The sequence below is a fragment of the Streptomyces sp. NPDC014801 genome (assembly GCF_043082085.1).
In the GTDB taxonomy this organism is placed as follows: domain Bacteria; phylum Actinomycetota; class Actinomycetes; order Streptomycetales; family Streptomycetaceae; genus Streptomyces.
Window position 1 is genome coordinate 251,560 of sequence record NZ_JBIBXG010000008.1, and the last position, 25,108, is coordinate 276,667.

The 25,108-nt window shown below is 74.4% G+C and carries 19 protein-coding genes and 1 pseudogene; 4 read left to right on the forward strand and 16 right to left on the reverse strand.

What is annotated here, in order from left to right; all coding sequences use genetic code 11:
* Nucleotides 1-4: 4 nt before the first annotated feature.
* The 5 genes from ACF1AL_RS21060 to ACF1AL_RS21080 form a co-directional block, all read right to left on the reverse strand.
* On the reverse strand, nucleotides 5-1,600 hold the full coding sequence (locus tag ACF1AL_RS21060) for an MFS transporter (protein ID WP_391700392.1): 1,596 nt from the start codon (nucleotides 1,598-1,600) through the stop codon (nucleotides 5-7).
* A 172-nt stretch (nucleotides 1,601-1,772) separates the two neighbouring features.
* On the reverse strand, nucleotides 1,773-4,433 hold the full coding sequence (locus ACF1AL_RS21065) for a LuxR C-terminal-related transcriptional regulator (protein WP_391818206.1): 2,661 nt from the start codon (nucleotides 4,431-4,433) through the stop codon (nucleotides 1,773-1,775).
* A gap of 302 nt (nucleotides 4,434-4,735) precedes the next feature.
* Complete coding sequence (locus tag ACF1AL_RS21070) at nucleotides 4,736-5,647, reverse strand: YhjD/YihY/BrkB family envelope integrity protein (protein WP_391777552.1); 912 nt, start codon at nucleotides 5,645-5,647, stop codon at nucleotides 4,736-4,738.
* 138 nt (nucleotides 5,648-5,785) lie between these two features.
* Nucleotides 5,786-6,760: a 2-hydroxyacid dehydrogenase gene (locus ACF1AL_RS21075; protein ID WP_391826867.1), complete on the reverse strand. Its 975-nt coding sequence runs from the start codon at nucleotides 6,758-6,760 to the stop codon at nucleotides 5,786-5,788.
* Nucleotides 6,757-7,926 carry a lactate 2-monooxygenase gene (locus ACF1AL_RS21080; RefSeq protein WP_366838571.1) on the reverse strand — a complete coding sequence of 390 codons (1,170 nt, stop codon included), beginning with the start codon at nucleotides 7,924-7,926 and terminating at the stop codon, nucleotides 6,757-6,759. The genes ACF1AL_RS21075 and ACF1AL_RS21080 overlap by 4 nt, the downstream gene beginning before the upstream one ends.
* Before the next feature lie 377 nt (nucleotides 7,927-8,303).
* Between ACF1AL_RS21080 and ACF1AL_RS21085 the strand changes: the two genes are divergently transcribed.
* Nucleotides 8,304-8,726 (forward strand): protease inhibitor, encoded by a 423-nt coding sequence (locus tag ACF1AL_RS21085; RefSeq protein WP_366838572.1) that lies wholly within the window; start codon nucleotides 8,304-8,306, stop codon nucleotides 8,724-8,726.
* A 384-nt stretch (nucleotides 8,727-9,110) separates the two neighbouring features.
* On the opposite strand, the pseudogene ACF1AL_RS21090 reads toward ACF1AL_RS21085, so the two are convergent.
* The 5 genes and pseudogenes from ACF1AL_RS21090 to ACF1AL_RS21110 form a co-directional block, all read right to left on the reverse strand.
* Nucleotides 9,111-9,332, reverse strand: a pseudogene (locus ACF1AL_RS21090) (CDGSH iron-sulfur domain-containing protein); the annotation flags it as partial.
* A complete protein-coding gene (locus tag ACF1AL_RS21095; protein ID WP_384208123.1) occupies nucleotides 9,313-9,966 on the reverse strand; it encodes a HemK2/MTQ2 family protein methyltransferase in 654 nt (217 codons plus the stop codon). The pseudogene ACF1AL_RS21090 and the gene ACF1AL_RS21095, both read right to left, overlap by 20 nt.
* 21 nt (nucleotides 9,967-9,987) lie before the next feature.
* Nucleotides 9,988-11,013: an iron-containing redox enzyme family protein gene (locus tag ACF1AL_RS21100; protein WP_391818196.1), complete on the reverse strand. Its 1,026-nt coding sequence runs from the start codon at nucleotides 11,011-11,013 to the stop codon at nucleotides 9,988-9,990.
* 69 nt (nucleotides 11,014-11,082) lie between these two features.
* Entirely contained in the window at nucleotides 11,083-11,289 is a 207-nt protein-coding gene (locus tag ACF1AL_RS21105; RefSeq protein ID WP_366838575.1) for a hypothetical protein, read from the reverse strand.
* Nucleotides 11,286-12,296 (reverse strand): Ppx/GppA family phosphatase, encoded by a 1,011-nt coding sequence (locus tag ACF1AL_RS21110; RefSeq protein WP_391826869.1) that lies wholly within the window; start codon nucleotides 12,294-12,296, stop codon nucleotides 11,286-11,288. Before ACF1AL_RS21110 ends, ACF1AL_RS21105 begins: the two co-directional genes overlap by 4 nt.
* Before the next feature lie 182 nt (nucleotides 12,297-12,478).
* Between ACF1AL_RS21110 and ACF1AL_RS21115 the strand changes: the two genes are divergently transcribed.
* Together ACF1AL_RS21115 and ACF1AL_RS21120 are read left to right on the forward strand one after the other, a co-directional pair.
* On the forward strand, nucleotides 12,479-12,823 hold the full coding sequence (locus ACF1AL_RS21115; protein WP_391826871.1) for an ArsR/SmtB family transcription factor: 345 nt from the start codon (nucleotides 12,479-12,481) through the stop codon (nucleotides 12,821-12,823).
* A 6-nt stretch (nucleotides 12,824-12,829) separates the two neighbouring features.
* On the forward strand, nucleotides 12,830-13,357 hold the full coding sequence (locus ACF1AL_RS21120; RefSeq protein WP_391826873.1) for an SRPBCC family protein: 528 nt from the start codon (nucleotides 12,830-12,832) through the stop codon (nucleotides 13,355-13,357).
* 67 nt (nucleotides 13,358-13,424) lie between these two features.
* On the opposite strand, the gene ACF1AL_RS21125 is transcribed toward ACF1AL_RS21120, so the two are convergent.
* The 5 genes from ACF1AL_RS21125 to ACF1AL_RS21145 all read right to left on the reverse strand — a co-directional run bounded on the left by ACF1AL_RS21125 (nucleotide 13,425) and on the right by ACF1AL_RS21145 (nucleotide 20,389).
* Nucleotides 13,425-16,241: an NHLP bacteriocin export ABC transporter permease/ATPase subunit gene (locus ACF1AL_RS21125; RefSeq protein WP_391700252.1), complete on the reverse strand. Its 2,817-nt coding sequence runs from the start codon at nucleotides 16,239-16,241 to the stop codon at nucleotides 13,425-13,427.
* 1 nt (nucleotide 16,242) lies between these two features.
* A complete protein-coding gene (locus ACF1AL_RS21130) occupies nucleotides 16,243-18,468 on the reverse strand; it encodes an NHLP family bacteriocin export ABC transporter peptidase/permease/ATPase subunit (protein WP_386585206.1) in 2,226 nt (741 codons plus the stop codon).
* The gene (locus tag ACF1AL_RS21135; protein WP_391658682.1) at nucleotides 18,465-19,271 is read right to left on the reverse strand and encodes an HlyD family efflux transporter periplasmic adaptor subunit; all 807 of its coding nucleotides are present in this window, start codon (nucleotides 19,269-19,271) and stop codon (nucleotides 18,465-18,467) included. Before ACF1AL_RS21135 ends, ACF1AL_RS21130 begins: the two co-directional genes overlap by 4 nt.
* Before the next feature lie 92 nt (nucleotides 19,272-19,363).
* Entirely contained in the window at nucleotides 19,364-19,579 is a 216-nt protein-coding gene (locus tag ACF1AL_RS21140; protein ID WP_366838583.1) for a type A2 lantipeptide, read from the reverse strand.
* Between the two features lie 396 nt (nucleotides 19,580-19,975).
* A complete protein-coding gene (locus ACF1AL_RS21145; RefSeq protein WP_391700259.1) occupies nucleotides 19,976-20,389 on the reverse strand; it encodes a PaaI family thioesterase in 414 nt (137 codons plus the stop codon).
* A 206-nt stretch (nucleotides 20,390-20,595) separates the two neighbouring features.
* Between ACF1AL_RS21145 and ACF1AL_RS21150 the strand changes: the two genes are divergently transcribed.
* Entirely contained in the window at nucleotides 20,596-22,005 is a 1,410-nt protein-coding gene (locus ACF1AL_RS21150; RefSeq protein WP_391777562.1) for a S1 family peptidase, read from the forward strand.
* A gap of 235 nt (nucleotides 22,006-22,240) precedes the next feature.
* Here ACF1AL_RS21150 and ACF1AL_RS21155 read toward each other — a convergent pair whose 3' ends face one another.
* Complete coding sequence (locus ACF1AL_RS21155; protein WP_391777926.1) at nucleotides 22,241-24,313, reverse strand: SpoIIE family protein phosphatase; 2,073 nt, start codon at nucleotides 24,311-24,313, stop codon at nucleotides 22,241-22,243.
* Between the last annotated feature and the right edge of the window lie 795 nt (nucleotides 24,314-25,108).

The window sequence follows — 25,108 nt, forward strand, 5'->3', positions numbered from 1 at the left end:
CCGTTCAGCGCACCGGACCGAGGACGCCGGTGTCCGGGCGCTCGGCCTGCCGGGCGCGGCCCGTGGGCAGGTTCGGGGTGACCAGGAAGCTCGCCAGGGTGATGCCGCCGGTGGCGAGGATCGCCGCCTTGAGCCCGTTGAGCTGCGCGGTGGCGTAGGAGTCCGTGACGGCGGCGACGTCGGACGGTGGCAGCCCGGCGTGTTCGGCCGCTGTGCGCACCTGGTCGGTGGAGACGAACGAGATGCCCGCTTCGAGGGCGACGCCGGTCTGCGCCCGGGCCTCCTGCGACAGCGCCGGGTTGTTCTCCACCTGGGTGGTGAAGGCGTGGGTCAGCGCACCGATGAGCAGCGAGCCGATGAGTGCGGTCCCCAGCGCCGAGCCCAGGTTCTGCGCCGTGAACTGCAGGCCCCCGACCTCGCTGCGCTCCTCCTCGCCGACGCTGGACTGCACGACGTTGCCGAGCTGGGAGGCGAGCAGTCCCATGCCCAGGCCCAGGACGGCCATGGCCCCGGCGAACTGGGCGTCGTCGATGACCGGGTCGATCGTGGCCAGCAGCCACACGATGGCCGCCAGCAGGGTCAGCAGGGCGAACCGGACCACCCGGCGCGGCCCCGCCGTCCGCCCAAGACGCGAGCCGAGCAGCGAGGCCACCAGCATGGTCGCGGAGACGGGGAGCAGCCGCAGCCCCGTCTCGAAGGCGTCGAAGCCCTGCACCACCTGGAGGTACAGCGGTATCGCGAAGAACAGGCCGAGCAGGATCAGGTTCTGGCTCAGCAGCGCCGACAGCCCCGACCGCAGCGCGGGCTTGTGCAGCAGGCGCAGGTGCACCAGGGGCTCGGCCCCGGTGGCCTCCCGCCGGTGCTGCCAGCGGACGAACAGGGCCAGCACCGCCGTCCCGGCACCGATGACGAACAGCGTCGGCGCGAAACCGAAGACGGTGAAGGGGGCGTTGCGGGGCTGCACCCAGCCCCAGGAGCTGCTCTGCAGCACGCCGAGGACGCACAGCGCGAGGCCCGCCGCCGAGAGCACGCCACCGACCACGTCCAGGCGGGGACGCGGCCCGGTGCGCGGCGCCTCGGTGATCACCCGCCGGAAGGCCAGCACGGCGAGCACGACGACGACCTCGCCGGCGAAGACGAGGCGCCAGGTCAGGTAGGTCGTCACCCAGCCGCCGAGCAGCGGGCCCACCGCGATGCCCGCGCCCGCGAGCCCGCCGATGACGCCGTAGGCGACGGCCCGGTCGCGTCCGTGATACGCCTCCGCGACGAGCGCCGCCATGGACGGCAGCACCATGGCGGCGCCGAGCCCCTCGATCACCGACCAGCCCACGGCCAGCACCCACAGGGTCGGGGAGACGGCGGTCAGGGCCGATCCGACGCCGTACACGGCCATCCCGATCAGGAACATGCGCCGGCGTCCCAGCAGGTCCCCGACCCGGCCGCCGATGATCATGAACGCGGCCATGACCAGGGAGTAGAGGGTGATGACCGCCTGGATGGCGGTGACCTCGGTGTCGAAGTCCTCGACCAGCCGGCTGATCGAGACGTTCATGACGGAGGTGTCCAGGACCATCAGGAACTGGGCCGTTCCGAGCACCATCAGCGGCCGCCAACGCGCCACGGTGACCACCTCGCCGAGTCGGCCCGGGCCGCGGCACCCGCGCCCGGGCGGCGGCCGGCATCCCCGCCGCCGGTTCCCATGCCAGCCGAGACGGCCGCCCGGCGCCTCACCCGCGGCGGGGGAGCGGGCCCGGCCCGGGCCGCCGCGACGTCTACAGCAGTCCCAGCCCGCGGGCCCGGCGCACCGCGTCCTGCCGCCGGTTCACCATCAGCTTGCGGTAGACGTTCTTGACGTGGGTCTTGACCGTGTTCACCGACACGTACAGGTCGGCGGCGATCTCCTCGGTCGACATCATCTCGGCGAGCCGGGCCAGCACCTCGCGCTCCCGCCCGCTCAGCCGTTCCACCAGCAGGGGCGGGGGTTCGCTCGCCGGGGCGGGCGCGGGGCGGTCCGGGGTGAGCCAGCCGACGGCCAGCTGCCGCAGCGGCTCCGCCGCGAGGAAGGGTTCCACCCACGGCCCGGCCTCCACGAAGGGCCGGCGCAGCCGGTCCCGCCGCGCCTCCGCCAGCGCGTCCGCGAGCAGCCGCCGGGCCGCGGAGAGGTGTCCCTCGGCGTGCGCGGCCTGCGCGCGCACGAGCGTGGCGCGGACCCGCACCGCCGGTCCGGCCCGCAGGTCCGGGGCCAGCTCGTCGAGCACCGTGAGGGCCGCCGCGCGGTCCCCGGCCGCGAGCCGGGCCCGTGCCTCGCCCACGGCGCAGGCGGGCTGCTCCTCGGCCACGTCCCGCAGCACCTCGGCGGCCTCGTCGGGGCGGCCCTCGGCCAGATGGGCGGCCGAGGCGACCAGCGCGGCGTGGCTGCGCGCCCACGGGGAGGCCACGTCGGCCTCGGGCACGGCCGTCCGCGCCGCCGCCACCGCCGCGTCGGCCCGGCCCCGGGCCAGGAGCAGCCGTGCGGTCACCAGGGACCGGCCCGCGGCCGTCACCGGGTCGGGTGCCTCCGTGTCGTCGGTCTGGTCGATCAGGGCCTCGGCCTGGGCCAGTTCGTCGCGGTCGACGGCCACCGCGGCCAGCACCAGTCGTCCCAGGCCCGCGCCGGCGGGCTGGTGCAGGCTGAACCGCTCCGACTCGGTCAGCGCGGCGGAGGCATGGCGCTCGGCCGGGCCCGGCCAGCCGTCGAGGTAGTCGATCAGCGCGAGATGCCCCAGGGACTCCTGCCGCGCGACGGCGGTGGAGACACCGTCGTCGCCGTCGGCCACGGTGGTGAGGGCGGTGCGGGCCTCGTCGAAGCGCCCGGCCCACACCCGCGCCGAGCCCACGTGGGTCAGCAGCAGCGCGGGGAGCTCCGGATGCTGGTCCAGCAGGTGGACCGGGACCTGGGGCCGCAGCTCCCGGGCCGCCCGGGCCGCCTCCTCCGCGCGGTCGGGCGAACCGGACAGCCGGGCGGCCAGGGCCTCGAGCAGCGCGCAGCTCAGCTGCGCCGCCGCCGGTTCGGAGTCGTCGGCGGTGAGCTGTTTCTCGGCCTGCTCCAGATGCAGCAGGCCGTGGCCGAGGTCGTGCCGGGACAGGTCGCGGGCGGCGCGGACCAGGTCCGTCGCCGGGCTGGACGCCGCGGGTTCCATGGCGGCGAAGACCGCGTCCAGGTCGTCGGAGCGCACCCCCGTGAAGAGCTGCCCGATGGCCAGGTCGTCGACCACGGCGTGCGCGGTGAAGTCCCAGTCGCCCGCGGCCGCGCCGTGCGCGACCGTCTCCGCGAGCGTCCCGGACCGCCGCAGCCAGTGCGCGGCCCGCCGGTGCAGTTCCGGCTCCAGGGCGAGGGAGCGCTCACGCAGGTGCACGCGGAGGATCTCCCGGAACAGCGGATGCAGGCGGTACCAGTCGTGCCCGAGGTCCTCGACGAAGGCGTTCTCGCGGTGCAGTCCGGCCAGGAGGGGCGCGGCGTCGGACCGTCCGGTGAGGACGTCGGCCAGTTCGGCGCAGAACCGTTCCAGGACGCTGACCCGCAGCAGCAGGTCCTGCGTCCCGGGCGGCTGCCGTCCGAGCACCTCGGCGAGCAGGAAGTCGGCCACGGGGCTGTGGCCCGCCTCGAACTCCTTCAGGTACACCTCCGGGTCCGGGCTCTGCTGCGCGGCCAGGGCGCACAGCCGCAGACCGGCCGCCCAGCCCCGGGTGCGCTCCACCAGCGCGAGCGCGGCCGGCAGGCTCAGGTCCAGCCCGTGCAGCCGCAGCAGCGTGACGGTCTCCTCAGGGGTGAAGGCCAGCTCGGCGTCCCTGATCTCGGTCAGTTCGCCGGCGGCGCGGTACCGGTGCAGCGGCAGCAGCGGTTCGGTGCGGGTGACCAGGACCAGCCGCAGTCCCGGCCCGGCGTGGCGCAGCACGAACGCCAGCTGCTGCGAGACCTCCGGGTGGGCGCGGTCGTACTCGTCGAGGACGACGGTCACGGTCCGGCCGCTGCCGCTGAGCCGTGCCGCGAGCCGGTTCAGCAGGGTGTGGTCGGCCCGGTCGGCGCCCGGCGGGAACACGAGGTCGGCGGGCAGGTCGGTGCCGCTGATGCGCAGGGCCCGCAGCAGATGGGCCCAGAACATGTCGGGCTCGCGGACCATGTCGTCGAGGGTGAGCCAGGCGACCGGCTGGGTGAGTTCCGCGGCCCAGTCGGCGACCAGCAGGGTCTTGCCGGCGCCCGCGGATCCGTTGACCATCACCAGGGGGGTCCGTGGCGACGGGCCGAGACGGGCCAGCAGCCGCTCGCGGCGCAGGAACGTCACCGGGCGGGCCGGCCGGGCGAACCGGGTCCGAAGGAACGGATCGCCGAGCGGATCGACGTCCGGTGCGCCCTCGTCGTGCGGAGTCTCCTGCTCGGATTCCACGCCACTCACCACCCACAGGGATGCGGCTGCCGTCCCTACATCACCCTCACACTCTGCCCGGCGGGACGCCCGTCGAGCAGGGCCGAAGGTCCCCGACCGGGGTCCCGGACGTCCCGGACAGGGCCGGTGAGCTGGCCGTTCGAGTACGGGCAAGGGGTGGGCACGAGGATCTCGCCCCTCACCGTCCGTGTCGTTCCGCAGGTCTTGAGACGGGGCTGCGCCTCACCCGCACCGGGTGATGCCGGGCGCAGCCACCGGTGCGAGCCGGTCGCGGGCCGGCGCGGCCGCAGCCCCTCGATCGCGCGCCGGCCTCACTCCGCCGGGCCTTTGCGCCGGCGGTGGACGTCCCGCCGGATGCCGCGCCAGTGCGACCGGGTCTGCTCGACGAGGCTGTCCCACTGCCGGCGCACCTCGTGCTCGGAGGGGCGCGTTCCCTGGCGAATGCGGACCAGTTCGTCCCGTACCTCCCGGCCCAGCGCGGCGGACGCCACCAGGACGAACATGACGGCGAAGAGCGCCGAGAGCATGGCGAAGACGGCGCCGACCGCGCCGTAGCGATCGGCGTAGGTGTTGAACAGGCGCGGCAGGTACAGGGAGGCGCCCCAGGAGTAGAGCGTGGTCAGCACGGCCGCGGTGACCCCGAAGGGGATCAGGTCGCGCCAGGCGATCCGCTTCGCCGACAGGACCCAGCCGCTGAAGACCAGGAACACCCCGGTCACCAGCGCCTCACCCACCGCGGTCAGCAGCCTCACCGCGTGCCCCCCGGACAGCGTGGAGAGCCACCCGCTGACCAGGGTGTAGCCGGCCAGCCAGAACAGCCACCACAGGCCGTTGCGGGAGTTGCGCACGCTGAGCGGGCGCAGCTCCCAGCTCTGCTCGAACAGCCGCTGCGCGGCGCGGGCGAAGCTCAGCGCCGACACGGCCAGGAAGAGCGCGCCGAAGACGCCGGTGCTCGGGCTCGCGCTCTCCCCGGGGGAGAAGAGGAGGTGCACCGCCTGCGCGCCCGCCCCGGTCAGGCCGTAGCGCTGGATGATCCGCTGGGCGGCGTCGACGTGGACGACGGAGCTCAGGAGGGCGCTGAGCAGGACGGACAGCGGGACCAGGGCGGTGAAGGCGCTCGAGGCCAGGGCCATCGAGCGGTCGAAGCCGATGACCTTCTGAAAGCGGTTGAGGACGCGCAGCGCGAAGTCGGGACGCAGCCAGAAGGTGAGGGTCCTGGTCACGCGCTCGCGGTTGATCCTGGCCGTCCTGCCCTCCACGCCGTGCCGAAACCGTGGGCGGCGCGAGCCTAACCGCCGCGCGGGGGCGGACGGCAGCGCGACACGGGCCTCGCCGGGCCGCCGCCCCCGCGCGGTGCCGGGTCAGTTCACCACGTCCCGCGGCGGCCGGCCCGCGAGGAAGTCCGCCGCGTTGCGCACCGCGGCCAGCCCGATGCGGACGACCGTTTCCCGGGTGACGCCGCCGACGTGCGGGGAGAGCACCACGTTCGGGGCCTTCAGCAGGCGCAGGGACGGCGTCGGGGGCTCCGGATCGAAGACGTCGAGGCCCGCGCCGGCCAGGGCGCCCCGCTCCAGGGCGTCCGCGAGGGCGTCCTGGTCGATCAGGGCGCCGCGCGCGGTGTTGATCACGAACGCCGTGGGCTTGAGCAGGGCGAGCCGGCGGGCGTCGAGCAGGTGCCGGGTCTCCTCGGTGAGCGGCGCGTGCAGGGTGACGTAGTCGGAGGCGGCGAGGAGCTCGTCGAGCGGGACGTGGCGGGCGCCGAGCCGCTCCTCCGTCTCCGCGGGCACCCGGCGGCGGGCCGTGTAGAGGATGCGCAGGTCGAAGGCGGCGGCCCGGCGCGCGACCTCACGGCCGATCTGGCCGAGTCCGACGATGCCGAGCGTCTTGCCGGACAGCTCCGTCAGCGACCGCTGCAGCCGCGGCAGCGCCCAGTCCGCCTCCCTGAGCGCGGTGTGCGCGGGGACCAGCTGCTTGGCGAGCGCCAGCATGAGGGCGAAGGTCTGCTCGGCGACGTTCTGCGCCTCGGCGCCCGTGGAGCCGATGGTGCACACGGTGACGCCCCGGGCGCGTGCCGCCGCGGTGTCCACGTAGTCGTAGCCGTGGCTGGCGCACTGCACCAGCTCCAGCCGCGGGGCGGCGGCGAGGTGGCCGGCGTCCACCGCCGCGAGGGCGGTGACGATCGCGTGCGCCTCGCGCAGGGCGGCCGGGTCCTCGCCGGCGCTCTCCACCACGGTGACGTGCGCGTCGCCGGGGAACGTGGCGGCGAGCGCGGTGCCCGCGGCACGGCCGCCGACGTGCGCGGGGACGATCGCGAGGACGTGGCGCCGGGTGCTCACACGCCCTCCTCGACGAGGTCGCCGGCGCCGACGGTGGCGGGCGTGGCGTGTCCGGACAGGGCGAGGGTGAGGTCCAGTTCGCCCAGCAGGCAGCGGATCACGTGCTCCACGCCGGCCTGGCCGTCCAGGCCCAGTCCGTACACGTACGGCCGGCCCAGCAGCACGGCCTGCGCGCCCAGTGCGAGCGCCTTGAAGACGTCGTCGCCCGTGCGCACCCCGCTGTCGAAGAGCACCGTGAGCCGGTCGCCGACCGCCTCGGCCACCCGTGGCAGCGCATCGGCGGCGGCGACGGAGCCGGCCACCTGGCGGCCGCCGTGGTTGGAGACCACCACACCGTCCATCCCGGCGCTCGCGGCCCGGCGCGCGTCGTCCGGGTGCAGGATCCCCTTCAGCACGATCGGCCCGTCCCACTGCTCGCGCAGGAACTCCAGGTCCGGCCAGGTCTTGCCCGGATCGGAGAACATGCCGACGAAGTGCATGACGGCCGCGTTCGGGTCCTCGTGCACCGGCTTGGCCAGGCCCGCCTGGAAGGCCGGGTCGGTGAAGTAGTTGGCGGTGCCCACGCCGTGCAGGAAGGGCAGGTACGCCTGGTCGAGGTCGCGCGGCCGCCAGGCGAGCATCGGTGTGTCCAGCGTGACGACGAGCACGCTGAACCCGCTCGCCTTCGCCCGGCCGAGGAAGCTGCGGGCCACCTCGGGGTCGCGGGGCCAGTACAGCTGGAACCAGCGTTCGGCGTCGCCCATCGCCTCGGCGACCTGCTCCATCGGGGTGCTGGAGGCCGAGGACAGGATGAACGGCACGCCCTGCGCCGCCGCGGCCCGGGCGGCGGCCGGCTCCGCGTCCGGGTGCATGATCGACAGCACGCCGACCGGGGCGAGCGCGAGGGGAGCGGGCAGCGAGCGACCCAGCACCCGCACCGACAGGTCCCGCTCGCGCACGTCGCGCAGCATGCGCGGCACGATCCGGCGGCGCTCCAGGGCGGCCCGGTTGGCGCGGGCCGTGCTGCCGTTGCCCGCGCTGCCCGCCACATAGCCGACCGGGCCGGGGCCGAGCCGCTGCTCGGTGAGTTCCTCCAGCCGGGTCAGATCCGTGGGCAGCCGGGGCACCGCGCCCGTCATGCCGTTCAGATAGATCTCGTACTGGAAGTCCGCCCAGTGCTTGGCCATGCCGGATCCGCCTCTCGTCGCCGGGACCGTGGTGCGCCGACCATACCGACCGGTACGGCCGCGACGGCAGGGGAGAGGTGAACGGAACGGGTCGTTCAGGGGGCCGCCGGGTGCGGAAGCGGAATGTTTCCGGACGATTAACTGAGCAGGTGAATCACGCCGTTTGACCGGATCTCATGATCGAAAGCGCTTGGAATCGGCGTTGGAACGTTCGAATCCTGTCACTTCACGCCACTGATTCAATACGCAAGGTTACTGAAACCCATGGGGTCGATGTGTGTTTCGGCGGCGGACTCGGCAGAGTGGCGCTCGCCGTCGCGGCCCCCACGACAGGGCCCGCCGGCTCACCCCCGAATCGAAGCGGAAGGATGCACACAATGCGGAACCCCGCGCGCTGGGCAGCGGCTCTGACCCTGACGGCCACCGCCGTCTGCGGCCCCCTGACCGGTGCCGCCCACGCCGCCCCGGCCTCGCTGTACGCCCCCTCGGCGCTCGTGCTGACCACCGGCCACGGAGAGAGCGCGACGAGCGCCACCCCGGCCCGCGCGGTCACCCTCTCCTGCGCGCCCACCGCCTCCGGCACCCACCCGGACCCCGCCGCGGCCTGCGCCGAACTGCGCCGCGCCGGCGGCGACCTCGACGCGCTGAGCGCCGGCACCGACGTGCTGTGCACCAAGCAGTACGACCCGGTCGTCGTCACCGTCGACGGGGTCTGGCAGGGCAAGCGCGTCTCCTACGAACGGACCTTTGCCAACGAGTGCGTGAAGACCGCCCACGGGTCGGCCGTCTTCGCGTTCTGAGGGACCGGAATCGCACGGACCCCGTGAAACGCCGCGCGAGGCTCGCAGGTGGGGAGTGCGAGCCCCAACCGCGGGGCGCCGTGTGATTCCGCACCGGGGGCCGGCAGGGCGGAGTGGGGCCGCCCGCCGGCCCCCGGCATCGCACATGGGCAGGCCCCGACCACACGGTCGGGGCCTGCCCGCGTGTTCGCCGCGGGGCCGGAGCCGGAGCCGGAGCCGGGGCCGGGGGCCGGATCTGCCCGCGGTGGCCTACGGCGCCTAGGACCCGCCTGACGCCTTGTCCCCCCGGGACCCGCCTGACGCCTTGTCCTCCCCGGGCCTGGCCGACGCCTTGTCCTCCCCGGGCCTGGCCGACGCCTCGTTCTCCCGGGGCCCGGCGGGCCGCGCCGTCCTGCGGTGGCTCGTGTCGCACCACGGGTAGCGGCGGCTGCGGCGGCAGGTGCACAGCGCGACGCGGAAGCGGTCGGAGGAGACGGTGGTGCCGTCCTCCAGCTCCACCTCCACCGGGCCCTCCACCAGCAGCGGACCCCGGCGCTGCACCTTGATCCTTCGGGCCGGGCCGGAGGGGGAGTCCGGCACGGACCGGTCAGACGGGGAGTTCGGCACGGACCACCACCAGTTCCTCACTCGTGTCCTCGGCGGACAGCAGCCCCCGCGCCCGCAGCCACCCCTGCCGCTCGCGCAGCACCGGCCCGAAGCCGATCCGGTGGCGCCGGGTCACCGACGCCTTCAGCCCGGCCTCGCGCAGGCACGTCACCGTCCGGCCGGGATCGCTCAGCGCGGAGTGGACGATCAGCAGCACCCCTCCGGGGCGCAGCAGGTCGGGGCCCTCCCGGCAGATCCGGTCCAGCAGCAGCCGGCCGTCCTGCCCGGCGTCCCAGGCGCGGGCCGCGCCCCGCCGTGCCCGGAGGCCGTCCGGAGCCGGGACGTAGGGCGGGTTGGCCACGATCAGGTCGAAGGTCTGGCCGCGCACCGGCTCGAAGAGGTTGCCGCGCCGGATCCGCAGCCGCAGTCCGCAGCGCCGGGCGTTGAGCCTCGCGCTCCACACCGCCCGCCGCGACACGTCGACGGCCGTCACCCGCATACCCCGGCGTGCGGCCTCCAGGGCCAGCGCACCGCTGCCGGTCCCCACGTCCAGCACCGCCGACCCCGGTGGGAGCGGCTCGTCGGAGAGGGCCCCGGCCAGCAGCCGGGTGTCGTCCTGTGGGGCGTACACGCCCGGAAGTACCAGAGGAGTCACGGCCGCCGAGTTCCCCCTCGATCAGGAAATATGAGGGACTTCTGTGGCCGTCGGTGCGTCGAGCGGCGTCCGCAGGGAGGAGGCGCCCGCCCGCCAGGCGTCCAGCAGCCGGGTGGCCAGCCGGCCCTCCAGGAACTCCGTGACGTCGATGCCGAAGGCGATGTCGGGGGCGAGGTGCGGTTCGTCGGCCAGCAGTCCGCCGATCACCTCGTGCCGAACGATCTGCTCGTGCACGGCGTCCGCCTCGACGTGCTCGTCGTAGAAGAAGGCGGCGGCCGGTCCCGCGCCCGCCCGGCGCATGGCCTCCGCCAGCCGCCGGGAGCCGGGGGAGGAGGTGATCTCCACCGCCGCGAAGTGGCCCACCAGGGCGCCGCGCGTCTCCCGGTGCAGCCCCAGCAGCGACATCATGTTCACGATCGCCAGCGCCTCGGCGCAGGCCGCGTCCAGGTAGCGGCCGTAGGTGGTGTCCAGGCCCAGGTCCGTCATCAGGTCGGCGAACAGGCGGGCGTGCACCCGGTCGGCGCGGCCGCCGCCGAACTCGTCGAACTCCACCGCGGCCATCGCCGCCTTGGCCCGTCCCGTCAGCCGGGGCAGCACCCAGGCGTGCGGGTCGGCTTCCTTCAGGTGGTACAGCGAGCGGTGCGCGGCGTACTCGCGCAGCTGCCACAGCTCACCCTTCTCGCACAGGTGGTGGCTGACGCCCTCCCCGTCGGCCGGTTCCACCAGCAGGTCGCCGACGGCGGCGTCCACGCTGTCGTGCACGGGCGTGTCGGCGCGCAGCGCCGTCAGGAAGCGGCGCTCCAGCGCGGCGCGCGTGCGCAGCAGGTCGGGGTCCCACTCCCGGTCGGCGCTCACCCCGGCGAAACCGCGGTAGTGCAGCTCGTAGCACAGGTAGAGGGCGAGCTGCAGGTCGTCGCCGTACGGGTCCGCGCCCGCGACCGCGTGCTCCTCGGGCAGCGGGCCGGTACCGCGCAGATGATCGAGGACGGCCCCCGACAGGGGGCCGCGGGGGGAGGGCAGCCGTGGCTCTTCGCGGTCGTTCTCCATGCGCCCTCGGGTACCCGGCCTCCCGGAAGGCACGCAGGTCACCTGGGTGGGAGGCCGGGTGCGCGGGGCTCAGTCGCCCTCGGACTCCTCCTCCGCCCGGGCGTTCGGGGTGATGGCCTCCGCGGCCTCGCCCCGCGGTCGGCGTTCGTCCCGCTCCTCGTCGGTGACGCGGTTCTGGGCGTCACGGACCTCGGTCAGGATCTCCTCCAGAGCCGTCTCCGGGCGGCGGCCGTCGTCCTTGGACATGTCGTCGTCCTCCTCGGTCGTAGCGTTCACTTCGTCAAGGCCGCGATCCGCAGCGGCACCGGCTCCGGCGGCGCGGTCTCCTCGGCGCGGCGGCAGACCTCCGCCCACCAGGACGGCCCGTCCTCGACATGCCGCAGCATGACGCCCTCCCGGATCGCCCAGGGGCAGATCGCGACCGTCCTCAGCCCCGCCAGTTTCATCGCCGTGTGCCCGACGACCGCGCCGGCAAGGCTCTGCGCCGCGCGCGGCGCGGAGATGCCGGGCAGCCGGGCCCGCTCCGAGGCCGGCAGCTCGGCCAGCCGGGCGGCGGCCCGGCCCAGGTCCGCGCGGTGCAGCTCCCGCTCCACGAACGGGCCGTGCCGGCCGGGCGCCGCCCCGCACAGCCGCCCCAGCTGCTGGAAGGTGCGCGAGGTGGCCGCCGCGGTGCGCGGCCCCTCCCAGCGGATGCGCGCCGCCACGTCCCGCAGCTGGTGGCGCACCCGCCGGCGCAGCGCCTTCACGCTCTCCGCCGCCGGCGGGTCCTGGCCGCCGGCGAGGTACTCGTGGGTCAGCCGCCCCGCCCCGAGCGGCAGCGAGGCGACGAAATCCGGCAGCCGGCCGCGCCCGAAGGCCACCTCCAGGGAGCCGCCGCCGATGTCCAGCAGCGCCAGCGGGCCCGACCGCCACCCCATCCAGCGCCGCGCCGCGAGGAAGGTCAGCTCCGCCTCCAGCTCGCCCGGCATCGTGCACAGGTCCACACCGGTGCGCGCCCGCACCTCGCGCAGCACCTCGAGACGGTTCGGCGCGGCCCGTACGACCGCGGTCGCGAACGCCAGCGGTCCGGCCGCGCCCCACTTCACCGCCGTCCGGTTCGCCGCGGCGACCGCCTCGGCCAGCCGGTCCACGCAGCTCTCGGGGATCGGGTCGCCCGGTCTGACCTCCTGCGACAGTCTCAATCGCCACTTGGCGGTGTGCACCGGCAGCGGCACCCCGCCCTCCGCGTCCGCCACCACCAGCCGGACGGTGTTCGATCCGACGTCCACCACACTGATCCGCATGGCCGGGCGAGTACCCAGCCCGGCCGGACCATACGCGACCGGCCGTGCACGCAGCGGATGCGGAGCCGGGCGCACGGGGGCCCGGTGGCGGTGGTCGCGCACGGGGCCCGGTGGAGGGGGCCGTGAGGAGCGTGCGCATGTATGCCTTGACCAGTATATAACCAGCGAGGCATATTGGAGCCATGTCCGACGACTCCGGGCTGTGGACCGCCCTCGCCGACCCGCACCGGCGCGCCATCGTGGCGCTGCTGCTGCAACGGCCGCGCTCCGTCGGCGAGATCGTCGAGGCCTGCGGACTGAGCCAGCCCAGCACCTCCAAGCATCTGCGGGTGCTCCGGCAGGCCGGACTGGTCCGGGCCCGGCAGGACGCGCAGCGCCGTGTCTACGCCCTCGAACCGGCGCCGATCGCCGCGCTGGACGCCTGGCTCGCGCCCTACCGCAGGCTGTGGAACGCGAGGCTGGACGCCCTGGGCCGCCGCCTCGACGAGTCGCCGGACGCACCCCCACACCCGCTCACGGAGGACTGATCCGCCATGGCCGCCGACCTCACCGGCACTTACCTCGCCCTCGACGACGGCCGCCCCGCCGTCCGCTTCACCCGCAGCTACGACCATCCCGCCGAGCGCGTCTGGCGTTTCCTCACCGACCCCGACGAGAACGCCCGCTGGTTCCCCTCCCGCGCCGAGTTCGACCTGCGTCCCGGCGGCTCCGTCGCCTTCAGCGGCGATCCGCACATGCCGCTAAGCACCGGCCGCGTCCTCGCCGTCGACCCGCCCCGGCACCTGTCCTTCTCCTGGGGCGAGGACGAACTCCGCTTCGACCTGACGGAACTTCCCGCCGGCGGCACCCGATTCACCCTCACCGACGTCCTCGGCGCCCTGGACTCCGCCGCCCGCAACGGCGCCGGCTGGGAGGTCTGCCTGGCCGCGCTGGACGCGGCGGCGCGCGGCGAGCGGCTCGAAGGACCGCACGCCGGGCCCACGGCCGAGTGGAAGGAGCTCTACTCCGCGTACATCGACGCCGGTGTCCCCTCCGGTGCCCCCGTGCCCGGCGTGGACTGATCCGGCAGCGGCGCCGCGCCGCCGTGTTCTCCCGTGCCGGCCACCGCCGGCTGTCGCCGCCGCCCGCCTACGCCAGCTGCCGTCGTACCAGCTCGTGCAGCCGGCCGCCGGTGTCGGCGAGCAGCTGGGCGGGCGGCCCCTGCTGGGCGACCCGGCCGTTCTCCATCACGATGACGCGGTCGGCGTCCAGCACGGTCGACAGCCGGTGCGCGATGACGATCCGGGTGGCGTTCAGCGCCTTCGTGGACTCGATCACCGTGCGCTGCGTCTCGTTGTCCAGTGCGCTGGTCGCCTCGTCGAAGAACAGGATCCGCGGGCGGCGGATCAGTGCCTGCGCGATCATCAGCCGCTGGCGCTGCCCGCCGGAGATCGCGCCGTTGCCGGCGACGATGGTGTGCAGGCCCATCGGCATCCGCCGGATGTCCTCCGCGAGCCCCGCCATCTCGGCCGCCGCCATCGCCTCCTCGGGCGTGTACGGCTCGGTGCCGCAGATGACGTCCAGGATGGAGCCGGTGAACGGCTGCGCGTGCTGCAGCACGACTCCGCACTGCCGACGCACCGCCGACTGGTCGAGCGCGGCGAGGTCCTGACCGTCGTACAGGACGCTGCCGGAGACCGGCCGGTCGAAGCCGATCAGCAGGCGCAGCAGGGTCGACTTCCCGCAGCCGCTCGGGCCGACGATCGCGACGAACTCGCCCGGCCGCACCTCGAAGGAGACGTCGTCCAGGACCAGGGGGCCGTCGTCGGAGTAGCGGAAGGACAGCCGGCGCGCCTCGATCGCCCCGGACAGCGGGCCCGGCCGGGTGCTCGCCGTCCGCACCTCGGGCGCGGCCTCCAGCACCGGCCTGATCTCCTCGAACAGCGGCAGCGCCGCCACCGCGGAGACGAACGCGCCGGTGAGCTGGGTGACCGAGGTGAGCAGCATCGTCACCGACGTGTTGAAGGTGAGGAAGTCCGCCGCCGACAGCGCGCCGCGCGCCGGACCGGCCAGCAGCATGAACATCAGCAGCGAGCACAGCGGCAGGTACACCGCGCCCAGCACCGCGTTCAGGTTCTTGATCCGCCCGAGGCGCTGCTGCAGCTCACGGCTGCGCGCGAACTCGCCCGCCCACGCCGCGTAGGCGTAGTTCTCGGCCGCCGCCACCCGCAGCTTCGGCAGCCCGCGCAGGGTCTGGAAGGCCTGGTTGTTCAGCTTGTTGGTGAGCACCACCAGCTTGCGCTGCCAGCGCACCTGCCACAGCCCCAGCGCCGTGAAGACACCCCCGATGACCACCAGCATCGCGATCGCCGCGAGCGCCAGCGGCACGCTGAACCACAGCAGCAGCCCCAGGTTCATCGCGCCGACCGTGACCGCCTGCGCCACCGACGGGCCCACACCCGCCAGCAGCCGGCGGATCGCGCTGATGCCCATCGCCGCGCTCGCCAGCTCACCCGTGGAGCGCTGCGCGAAGAACGTCGTCGGCAGCCGCAGCAGCCGGTCCCACACGGCCGGCTGCAGCGTGGCCTCGACCCGGCCCTCCAGCCGCAGGATCGTCAGGTTCTGCAGCAGCATGAACGCCGCCGCGACCACTCCGGAGACCATCACCGCCAGGCACACCTGCACGATCAGCCCCGACTGGGCCTTCGGCACGTACTCGCCGAGCACCCGGCCCGTCGCGACCGGCACCAGCGCGCCGATCGCCACCGTGACCAGCCCGGCCAGCAGCAGCCACGCCAGATCCGGGCCCGTGCCGCGCAGCGTGAACCGCACCAGCCCCAGCGGGGACAGCCGCCGCTCGGGCAGCGGCCGGTAGAACATCACCGCGCGCGGCTCGAACTCCCCGGCGTTGGCCTTCTCCACGGGCGTCTCCCGCCCGGTCGTCGGGTGCACGGCGACATAGCCGCCGCGCCGCCACAACAGCGCCACCGGCGCCCCGGACAGCGCCCGGTGACCGACCAGCGGACCGGCGTTCTCCCGCCACCAGCGCCCGTCCAGGCGCACCGCACGCGTGCGCAGCCGGGAGGCCAGCGCGATCCGCTCGACCGGGTCGAGGCGGTCGTCACCCGTGCCGGACTGCGGCGGCGCGGTCAGCGAGATCCCGGCGGCCTCGGCGGCCAGCTTGCAGGCCGCGTAGGTGGCGTCCGCGTCGGCGGTCGTCGTCCGTTTCGCGGCGGAGCGGCCGATGGAGGCGAGCAGGGTGCGGTCGGCCTGGGCGCGCACCTCCTCACCGGCCTTGATGCCGGCGGCGGTCCGCGTCTCGTGGGTGCGCTCCAGCTGCTCGATCCAGCGGTCCAGGGTGGCCAGCAGCCGGTACTGCTGGTCGACCATGCCCTGCCACACCGCCGGGTCCATCAGCAGGTCGGCGGCCGCCTCCTGGCCGTAGAGGGAGCCGTACTGGACGCTGCCGGGCGGCACCTGCATCCAGAACACGTCGTCGTCGGTGATCTCCGCCGGCCGTTCCGCCGCCATCGGCGCCTGGAACAGGACCGACAGGCCGCGGCCCACGCCGAGCGCGAGGGCGTACTCCAGCGGGCTCGTCGTCGGCGGCACGTACTGCGGGGTGCCGTACTCGTCGTAGCTCCACGTCTGGGTCTGCGCGGGCTGGTACAGCTCGCGCAGCGCGATGCGGTGCACCACGCAGTCCCGCACCGGGCGGGCCACCAGCGTGTGCTGCGGCCCTGCGACCGGGCCGAGCAGCAGCGAGCCCGCCTCCAGCCGGCCCAGGTGGTGCCAGTGGCCCTGCTGGGCGGCGTCCACCGCGAACAGGTCCAGCGCTCCGGCCGCGACCAGCCACAGCACCTGTGGACCCTCCAGGTCCAGCCGGCCCAGCCCCGCGCACGGCAGCGCCGTGCCCAGCTGCCCGAACGCGCCGAGCACCAGGTCGCCTTCGTGTACGGCCGTCATCTCACCGCTCCCTGACCAGCGACGCGTACGCGCCGCCGAGCGCCACCAGCTCCGCGTGCCGGCCGCGCTCCACGATCTGGCCGTGCTGCAGCACGACGATCTCGTCGCTGTCGCGCACGGTGCTCAGCCGGTGCGCGATCACCACGCAGGCGCAGCCCCGTCGGCGCAGGTTGTCCATCACGATCTGCTCGGTCTCCGCGTCCAGGGCGCTGGTCACCTCGTCCAGCACGAGGATGCTCGGGCGGCGCACCAGGGCCCGCGCGATCTCCAGGCGCTGGCGCTGTCCGCCGGAGAAGTTGCGGCCGTCCTGCTCGACCTTGCTGTGGATGCCGCCGGGCCGGCGCATCACCACGTCGTACAGCGCCGCGTCGCGCAGCGCCTCCAGCACCGCGTCGTCGGGGATCGACGGGTCCCACAGCGCCACGTTGTCCCGCACCGTGCCCTCGAACAGGAACACGTCCTGGTCGACGAAGGACACGGAGGCGGCGAGCGCGCCGCGCGGGATGTCCTCCAGGCGCTGCCCGTCGATGCGGATCACGCCCTCCCACGGTGTGTACAGGCCCGCGATCAGCCGGGACACGGTCGACTTGCCGCTGCCCGAACCGCCGACCAGGGCCACCTGCCGGCCCGGTCCCACGGTCAGGTCGAAGCCGGTCAGCAGCGGCTTGTCCAGCGGGCTGTAGCCGAAGGTGATGTTCTGCAGCTCGACATGGCCGTGCAGCCGGCGCGTGGAGTCCGCGCCCTGCCTGCGGTCGTAGAGCGGGTCGGTCCGGAAGTTCTCCACGTCCTTCAGGCGGGCCACGTCGGCGGCGAAGTCCTGGATGCGGCCCGCGACGCCGTTGAGCCGGGTCAGCGGGGCCGTGAAGCGGGTCACCAGTGCCTGGAACGCCACCAGCAGACCGACCGAGACATGTCCCTCGATGGCGCGCATGCCGCCGATCCACAGGATCAGCGCGCTGTTCAGCGTGGCCAGCGTCGGCGCGACCACACCCAGCCAGGCGCTCGGCACACCGAGCCGCTGCTGCTCCTCCAGCGTGGTGGCGTGCTGCCCCGCCCACTTGCGGAAGTAGCCGTCCTCGCCGCCCGTCGCCTTCATCGTCTCGATCAGCTGCAGGCCGCTGTAGGCGGTGTTGGTGAGCCGCGCGGTGTCCGCGCGCAGTTTCGCCGTGCGCGTCGCCCGCAGCCGTACGACCACCCGCATCGCGACGACGTTCAGCAGGGCCACGCCGATGCCGACGAACGTCAGCTGCGGGTCGTAGCTGTACAGCAGGATCGCGTACAGCACCACGACCACCGCGTCCACGCCGGCCGCCGCCAGGTCGCGGGCCAGGGTCTCCGCCACCTGGTCGTTGGACTGCAGCCGCTGCACCAGGTCGGCCGGGCTGCGCTGGGCGAAGAACGTCACCGGCAGCCGCAGCAGATGGCGCAGGAAGCGGGCGCTGGAGAGCGTGGAGGAGATGATCCGGCCGTGGTGCAGGTTCGCCTGCTGCAGCCAGGTCAGCGCGACCGTCAGCGCGACGCAGGCCGCCATGGACGCGAACAGCACGCCCAGCAGCGAGGTCTGCCCGCCGATCAGGAACATGTCGATGTAGGTGCGGCTGAGCGCGGGCACGGCCGCGCCGACCAGCACCAGCAGCAGGCTCGCCAGCACGGCGGCCGGCAGGGTGCCCGCGGTGCCCTTCAGCCGGGCGGGCATCGCACCCCACACACCGGGCCTGCGCCCGCCCTTGGTGAAGCCCTCGCCCGGCTCCATCACCAGCACCACACCGGTGAAGCTGCCGTCGAAGTCCTCCATCGGCACGAACCGGCGGCCCTTGGCGGGGTCGTTGACGAACACCCCGCGGCGGCCGAAGCGGCGGCCCATGCCGTCGTAGACGACGTAGTGGTTGAACTCCCAGAACAGGATCGCGGGCGCCTTGACCTCGGCGAGCGCCGCCAGGTCCATCTGCATGCCCTTGGCGGTCAGGCCGTAACTGCGGGCCGCCTTCAGCAGGTTGGAGGCGCGTGAGCCGTCGCGGGAGACACCGCAGGCGATGCGCAGCTCCTCCAGCGGGACGTGCCGGCCGTAATGGCCGAGCACCATCGCCAGGGAGGCGGCCCCGCACTCCACGGCCTCCATCTGCAGCACGGTCGGCGTGCGCACGGTCCCGGCGCGCGCCTTCGGCACGGACCGCCGGGGCGGCGCGGCCCGGCGGCGGCCCCTGGTCTCGGGTGCGGCGGTGGTCACGGCAGCAGCCAATCGACGGGGTGCTGGTCGGCCAGCCGGATCGAGCCGGTGGCCAGGGTCATGGAGGTCAGGGTGTACGGCGGACCGTCGGCGGACGACCAGCGGTAGCCGCTCTTCGTGCGCGAGGAGGTGTCCAGCTCGACCGTGACGGCCACCGGCCGGCCCTTCCTGGTGAACTGCTCGCCGAGCTGGCTGTCCCCGAGGAACGCGCCGATCGCCTGCGCCGACTGCGCGGCGCGGTCCACGGACTTCACATGGCCGCGCAGCACGCCGTACCGCTGCGCCGGCACGGTCTGCACGGTGAGGTCCACCGCGGCGTGCGCGGGGATGGAGGCGGCGTTCTCGGCGGGTACGTACACGGTCGCGTACAGCGGGTCGCCGGCGTGCGCGACCTTCTCCACGGCCGCCACGTTCGCGCCGGTCGAGATGATCTGCCCGAGGGTGGCGGCGAGTGCCGTGATCCGGCCCGCCGCGACCGTGCGGACCGTCGTCTCGCCCTCGGCCGTACGGACCTTCAGTACCGGGGCGTTCGCGGGCAGCCGCGCGCCCTCCTCGGCGAGGACCGCCGTCACCTGTCCGGCGACCGGGCTCTGCAGGAGGTAACTGCCCTCCCCGTGGGTGAGGATCGCGGGCGCGCTGACCGTGGAGGCCACCGAGCCGGTCACCGCCCACACGGAGGCGGCCGCGAGCGCGACCACCGTCACGGCCAGCACGAGCCAGCCCTGGGGACGGGCGAGGCGCACCGGGAGGTCGAGTTCCTCCGGCGACTGGAGCTTGGCGAGGGCCTGTTGACGGAACTGCACGGTCACCTACATCGACTACGGCACCCCGGGCACACCCGTGGGTCCCGGAGCCGGGGGGCGGCTCCGGGACCCGGGGGCACGGAAAGGTGCGATCAGAGACCGGCGACCAGGCCGGTGATCGGGGCGGTGTTCAGGCCGGTGACGCCCTCGACCGTGCCGACGACCGTGTCCACCACGCCGGAGACCGGGGCGATGCCGTTGAGGGCACCGGTGGCGGTGTTCAGGGCGTTGACGGACAGACCGCCGGAGACGTTGTCGAGGTCGGCGTCGGAGATCTCAGCGGTCTGGACCTGGGGGGTGGAGTTCATGATGGAACTTCCCTTCGTATGGATATGTCACAAGGGGGGAACCGGGGACCACAGGGGATCCCGCGGTGCGATGGATGAAAGCACGCGGCGACCGGGCGCTTCCAATCAACCACCCCTCTCACCTGGGCACTTGGCTCACCGCCGGGCCCAAAGGTGCAGGAGTGCGCACGCCGTGTCGGCGACTTCTTCACACCGCGCGCCGGATTGCCGCACACCGGTGCTTGCCGCCGCGGGGCCGAATCGGGCACTTGACGCCAAACGCGAACCGGGCGCCGCGCGGTTGTGCAGATCCGCGGCGCCCGGTGACCTGGTTGAGCATTCGATGTGCAGATTCCCTGAAGCAGAAATTCCGTTCCGTGTCCGTAACTGACCGTCTCCGGACCGATACCGATCGTGTCAGCCGAGCAGCGCGTACACCGTGGTCGCGTGCGCGGCCAGCTCTCCCGAGTCCGCGTCGGTGAGGACGATGTCCGCGAACGCCATCCGCCGTCCCAGCTTCGTCAGGACCGCCGTGATCAGGACATCCGCACCGGTCACCGCGCGCTGGAAGGACGTCGACTGCTGGACCGTCGTCATCGGGACGTAGGCGCCGCGCGCCGCCGACACGGCCAGCACCGTCGCGGTGTCGGCGGCCGCCATCAGCGCCTGCCCGGACAGCGCCCCGCCCTCCCGGGCCAGCCGCTGTGACCAGGGCAGCCGCAGGACCGCCCGGCCCTCGTGAATCTCCTGCACGGACAACCCCAGGTCCAGCACCCAGGGCGCGAAGTTGCCCGCGAGGATCTTGTCCGCTTCCGCGGTGGTCATCGTCATACGGGGGATTGTTCCCGGCGCGCGCCCGCCACGCCCGCGTCCTGGCCGAATCGCCGTCCGTGCCACGGCGGTTGACGCACGGAATTGAACACTCCGTCCGCCTCCTGCGTACCAACGGCCATCCAGGCGCCGCTGACCGGGCTGCCGCACGGCAGCACCGGGTCCGACAGGACCCGACCCCCCAACCCCCCAGGAGGGCGAGAAGGTTGAGTCACAAGCGAATCCCGAAACGCAAGGCAGCGATGGCGGCGGGCGGCGTGGCGGCGCTCGGCGCGGCGGCGATCCTGCTGCCCCAGGCCAACGCCTCGCAGGACGGCGCTTCGGGCACCGCGGCCCCCAGAACCCTCAAGGCGGCCGACGCCCAGGGCCTGGCCGGTCAGCTCGCCGGCCTGCTGGGCGACTCCTTCGCCGGCTCCTACTACGACGCCGCCAAGCGGCAGCTCGTGGTCAACGTGGTGCCCGGCGACAACAACAACGTCGTCGTCCAGGCCAAGAAGGCGGGCGCGGCCGTCCGCGAGGTGCCCAACAGCCTCGCGGAGCTGAAGTCCGGTGCCCGCACCCTCAAGGCCCAGGCCTCCATACCCGGCACCGCCTGGGCGATCGACCCGCGCACCGACAAACTCCTCGTCACCGCCGACCGCACGGTCACCGGCGAGCGGTGGGACACGCTCCAGTCCACGGTGCGGCGGCTCGGCTCCGGCATGGCCACCCTCAAGAAGTCCGCGGGCACCTTCAAGACGTTCGTCTCCGGCGGCGACGCCATCTTCGGCGGCGGCGCCCGCTGCTCCCTCGGCTTCAACGTCACCGCGTCCGACGGCTCGCCCGCGTTCCTGACGGCCGGTCACTGCGGGGTCGCGGCCAAGCAGTGGTCCGACACGCAGAACGGGCAGCCCGTCGCCACCGTCGACCAGGCCGTCTTCCCCGGCAACGGCGACTTCTCCCTGGTGAAGTACGACGACCCGAACACGCAGGCGCCCAGCGAGGTGAACGTCGGCGGCGGGCAGACCGTGCAGATCAGCCAGGCCGCCGAGGCCACCGTGGGCCAGCAGGTCTTCCGGATGGGCAGCACGACGGGGCTGCACGACGGGCAGGTGCTCGGGCTCGACGCCACGGTCAACTACCCCGAGGGCACCGTCACCGGGCTCATCCAGACCGATGTCTGCGCCGAACCCGGCGACAGCGGAGGGTCCCTGTTCACCCAGGACGGCCTCGCCGTCGGCCTCACCTCCGGCGGCAGCGGCGACTGCACCTCCGGCGGCGAGACCTTCTTCCAGCCGGTCACGACGGCCCTGCAGGCGACGGGGGCGACACTCGGCGCCGGGCAGGGCGCCGGGGGCGCGGCCGGAGCGGGACAGGGCGCGGGGGACCAGCAGGCGGGTGGCGACCAGCAGGCCGGTGGCGATCAGCAGGCGGGCGGTGACCAGCAGGCCGGTGGCGATCAGCAGGCCGGTGGCGACCAGTCAGGCAACGGCGCCGGGGCCGGGAGCGGGGCGAACCACGGCTCCGGTGCGAACGACGGATCGGGTGCCAACAACGGCTCGGGTGCGGGCGACGGCTCCGGTGCCGCAGACGGTTCCGGCGCGGCGGACGGCTCCGCGCTGACCTCGACCCGGTGACCCGGTGACCCGGTGACCCGGTGGCCCGGTGGCCCGGTGGCCCGGTGACCCGGTGACCTCGTGACTCGGCGGCGCGTCGCGCCCGCCCCCGGGGGTGAGCCGGCGGCGTATCGCCGCCCCACCCGGCTCGCCGACCCGGCGGCGTCGCGCCGCCGTCCGGCCCCCTGACCGGTCCACCGCGGTTCCCGGCCGGCAGGGGAGACGGTCCGGTCCTCCACCGGGAGGGCCGGACCGCTCAGCGTGCGCGCAGCACCAGCAGCGCCACGTCGTCGAGGCGTTCCTCGCCGGCGGCGTAGTGGGCGACGAGGTGGTCCGCCAGGTCGTCCAGGGAGGCCTCTCCGCAGTCGGCGAGACGTTCGCGCAGGAGCGTGAGCGCGTCCTCGATGTCGACGCCGGGGGCCTCGATCAGCCCGTCGGTGTACAGCAGCAACAGTGCGCCCGGGAGCAGTTCGAACTCGGTCGTCGCGTACGTCGCGGACGCGTCGATCCCGAGCAGCGGGCCGCCGGCCCGGTCCAGGATCTTCACCCGGCCGTCCGGCAGGCGCAGCAGCGGCGGGGGATGCCCGGCCCGCGCCATCACCGCGCGGCCGCGTCCGGGGTCCAGCCGCAGATACAGGCAGGAGGCGAACAGGTCGGCGCCGAGGTCGATCAGCAGCCGGTTGGTGGCGCCCATGACCTCCCCGGGGCTGTGCCCGACGGTCGTGTACGCGCGGACCGCTGTGCGGATCTGCCCCATCAGCCCGGCGGCGGTCACGTTGTGCCCCTGCACGTCCCCGATCACGGCCGCCGCCAGGGGCGGGGAGGCCACCAGGTCGTAGAAGTCGCCGCCGATGTCCATGCCGCGGGTCGCCGGCAGATAGCGCGCGGCCGCGTCGATGCCGGGCAGCCGGGGCAGCGAGTGCGGCAGCAGCGCCTCCTGCAGCCCGTGCGCGAGCTGGTGCTTGACGTCGTAGAGCAGGGCCCGCTCCAGAGCCTGCGCGATCAGGCCGCCGAGGCTCGTGAGGACCGCGCGCTCGTCGGCCGGGAAGGGGTGCGGCTCGGCGTAGGCGAGGACGCAGGTGCCCACGGGGCGGCCGGAGGCGATCAGCGGCAGATACGCCCAGGCGGCGAAGCCGTCCGGGGTGGCGTTGCGGGCCGGGTAGACGCGCTCCAGCTCCGCCTGCGAGGCGAAGAAACCCGGCACCCCGCTGGTGAGGGCCTGCACCCCTGGCGTGGACGCGGTCAGCGCGGTCCCGTCGAACCGTTCGACGACCCGCGCGTCCGGGTAGCCGCGGTGGCCGAGCACGTGCATCCGGCCGGCGCGGGTGCCCAGGAGCACCACGGCCTGGCTGCCGATCGCCGGGGCGAGCTCGTCGGCGACCAGCTGCACCACGTCCTGCACGCCCACCGCCTCGGTCAGCGCCCCGGCCAGGCTCAGCACCTGCGAGATGGTCACCAGCCGGGACGGGGCGTCCCCGCGCCGCGGGCCGGCCCGGTACAGCTCGGAGACGGCACGGGCCCGCGAGATGCGCACGCTCAGCCCGGTCGTGCTCGGATACAGGCGGAACGACAGCCAGGTCCCGGGCGGCCGCATCGCGACGAACGAGGTGATCTGCTGGCTGATCAGCGCGGCCCGGTAGCGGTCCTCGTACATCGGATCGTGCAGCCAGGGCAGCGCCACCCACGGCTGCGCGCCGAGCAGGCTGTCGACGTCGGCGCCGAGCAGTTCGGCCGCCGCCGCGTTCGCGAAGCCGATCCGTCCGTTGAGATCCAGCGAGACCAGCCCGTACGGCAGCCGCGCCACCATCCGGGCCGCCTCGCCCGAGCCGAGCGTGCCGGTCAGGCCCTCCGGGGGTGGGGTGCCGAGCACATCCGGCTCGGGGCGCAGCGGCCGGCCCTCGGCGACGGCCCGCTCCAGTTGCCGCGCGAGCCGCGCGCAGCCCGCGGTGAGCCGCTCCCGCTCCTTCTCCGGGAGTTCGGCGGGGCGGGTGCCGGGCCAGGTGACGAAGACCGCGCCGTACACCGTGGAGTCGGTGGCCACCGGCACCGCGGCCAGCGCGAAAGGGTAGGGGAGGACCACGGAGATCCGGGGGTAGCGGCGGGCCATCTCCTCCTCGCCGCCCACCCACACCATGCGGCGCTCGCGGGCCGCCTCGGCGACCGGGATGGGCGCGCTCAGCCCGACTCGTTGCCAGGGGGCGGCGAACGCCCGCGGCATGCCCGCCATGACCGCCATCTCCAGCACCGGCTCCTCGGCGGCCCGCAGGTACACCGCGCCGGAGTGCGCGCCGACGTCCTCCAGCATCCGCGCCAGCGCCAGCGACAGCATCGGCCCGTCGTCCTGCTCCCCGGAGGCCGGCGGCGCCGCGCCCGGCGCGGAGCCCTCGGGCGCCCTGCCGGTACCGGCGCGCGGCGGCTCGGCGCGGTCCGGCTCGGGGTGCTCCCGTTCGGCGCGGTCCGGTTCCGGGCGCTCCGGCTCGACGCCGTCCCGCTCCGGGCGCTCTGATTCGGCGCGGTCCCGCTCCGGGTGCTCCGGTTCGGCGCTGTCCGGCGCAGAGCGGTGAGGCTCGGAGCGTGCGGGTTCGGTGCCGTCCGGCATCCTGCCGTCCCGGGCGCCGCTGTCCCCCGCCTCGCGCGCCGGCGCAGACTGACCGGGGGGCTGCCCGTCGGACACGCCGACCACCTCCTCGCCCGCCCGCCCGGGCCGCAGACCCGGTGCCGCGCGGCCGTCCCGCGGCGCGCGGGAGCGCCGCGCAAAGCTCCCAGGGATCAAATCTGCCTCGCCGGGCCCGCCCGCGCACGGCGAACGCCCGAGCAAGGGGAACGTCGGCCCGCGGTGAGGACCCGTCCGAGGCGAAGCCCCGTCCGCGGCGGAGGCCAGGACGCGGGGAAGGCCCGGACGCGGCGAAGGCCCGAACGCGGCGGAGACCCGACGCGGTGAAGCCGGTCCGTCGTCCTGCCCGCCCCGCAGGCGTCGCGCCGCACGGCGACCGCGGGTCCGCCGGCCGTGCGGCCGCCCCGTGCGGAGCGGCCGTGCGGCCGCCCCGTGCGGAGGCGAACCCGCCCGCCTACCCTCGCCCCCGGCGATCATGCCCGGGCAGTCGGAGCGCGGGGCGGGGCACGG

What these genes read in the sequence shown, in the direction of transcription:
- ACF1AL_RS21060 (WP_391700392.1), bottom strand. Translation starts at nt 1,600, where the DNA reads ATGGTGCTCGGAACGGCCCAGTTCCTGATGGTCCTGGACACCTCCGTC.
- ACF1AL_RS21080 (WP_366838571.1), bottom strand. Translation starts at nt 7,926, where the DNA reads ATGGCCAAGCACTGGGCGGACTTCCAGTACGAGATCTATCTGAACGGC.
- ACF1AL_RS21085 (WP_366838572.1), top strand. Translation starts at nt 8,304, where the DNA reads ATGCGGAACCCCGCGCGCTGGGCAGCGGCTCTGACCCTGACGGCCACC.
- ACF1AL_RS21100 (WP_391818196.1), bottom strand. Translation starts at nt 11,013, where the DNA reads ATGGAGAACGACCGCGAAGAGCCACGGCTGCCCTCCCCCCGCGGCCCC.
- ACF1AL_RS21110 (WP_391826869.1), bottom strand. Translation starts at nt 12,296, where the DNA reads ATGCGGATCAGTGTGGTGGACGTCGGATCGAACACCGTCCGGCTGGTG.
- ACF1AL_RS21115 (WP_391826871.1), top strand. Translation starts at nt 12,479, where the DNA reads ATGTCCGACGACTCCGGGCTGTGGACCGCCCTCGCCGACCCGCACCGG.
- ACF1AL_RS21120 (WP_391826873.1), top strand. Translation starts at nt 12,830, where the DNA reads ATGGCCGCCGACCTCACCGGCACTTACCTCGCCCTCGACGACGGCCGC.
- ACF1AL_RS21125 (WP_391700252.1), bottom strand. Translation starts at nt 16,241, where the DNA reads ATGACGGCCGTACACGAAGGCGACCTGGTGCTCGGCGCGTTCGGGCAG.
- ACF1AL_RS21140 (WP_366838583.1), bottom strand. Translation starts at nt 19,579, where the DNA reads ATGAACTCCACCCCCCAGGTCCAGACCGCTGAGATCTCCGACGCCGAC.
- ACF1AL_RS21145 (WP_391700259.1), bottom strand. Translation starts at nt 20,389, where the DNA reads ATGACGATGACCACCGCGGAAGCGGACAAGATCCTCGCGGGCAACTTC.
- ACF1AL_RS21155 (WP_391777926.1), bottom strand. Translation starts at nt 24,313, where the DNA reads ATGCTGTCGCTGGCGCTGGCGCGGATGCTGGAGGACGTCGGCGCGCAC.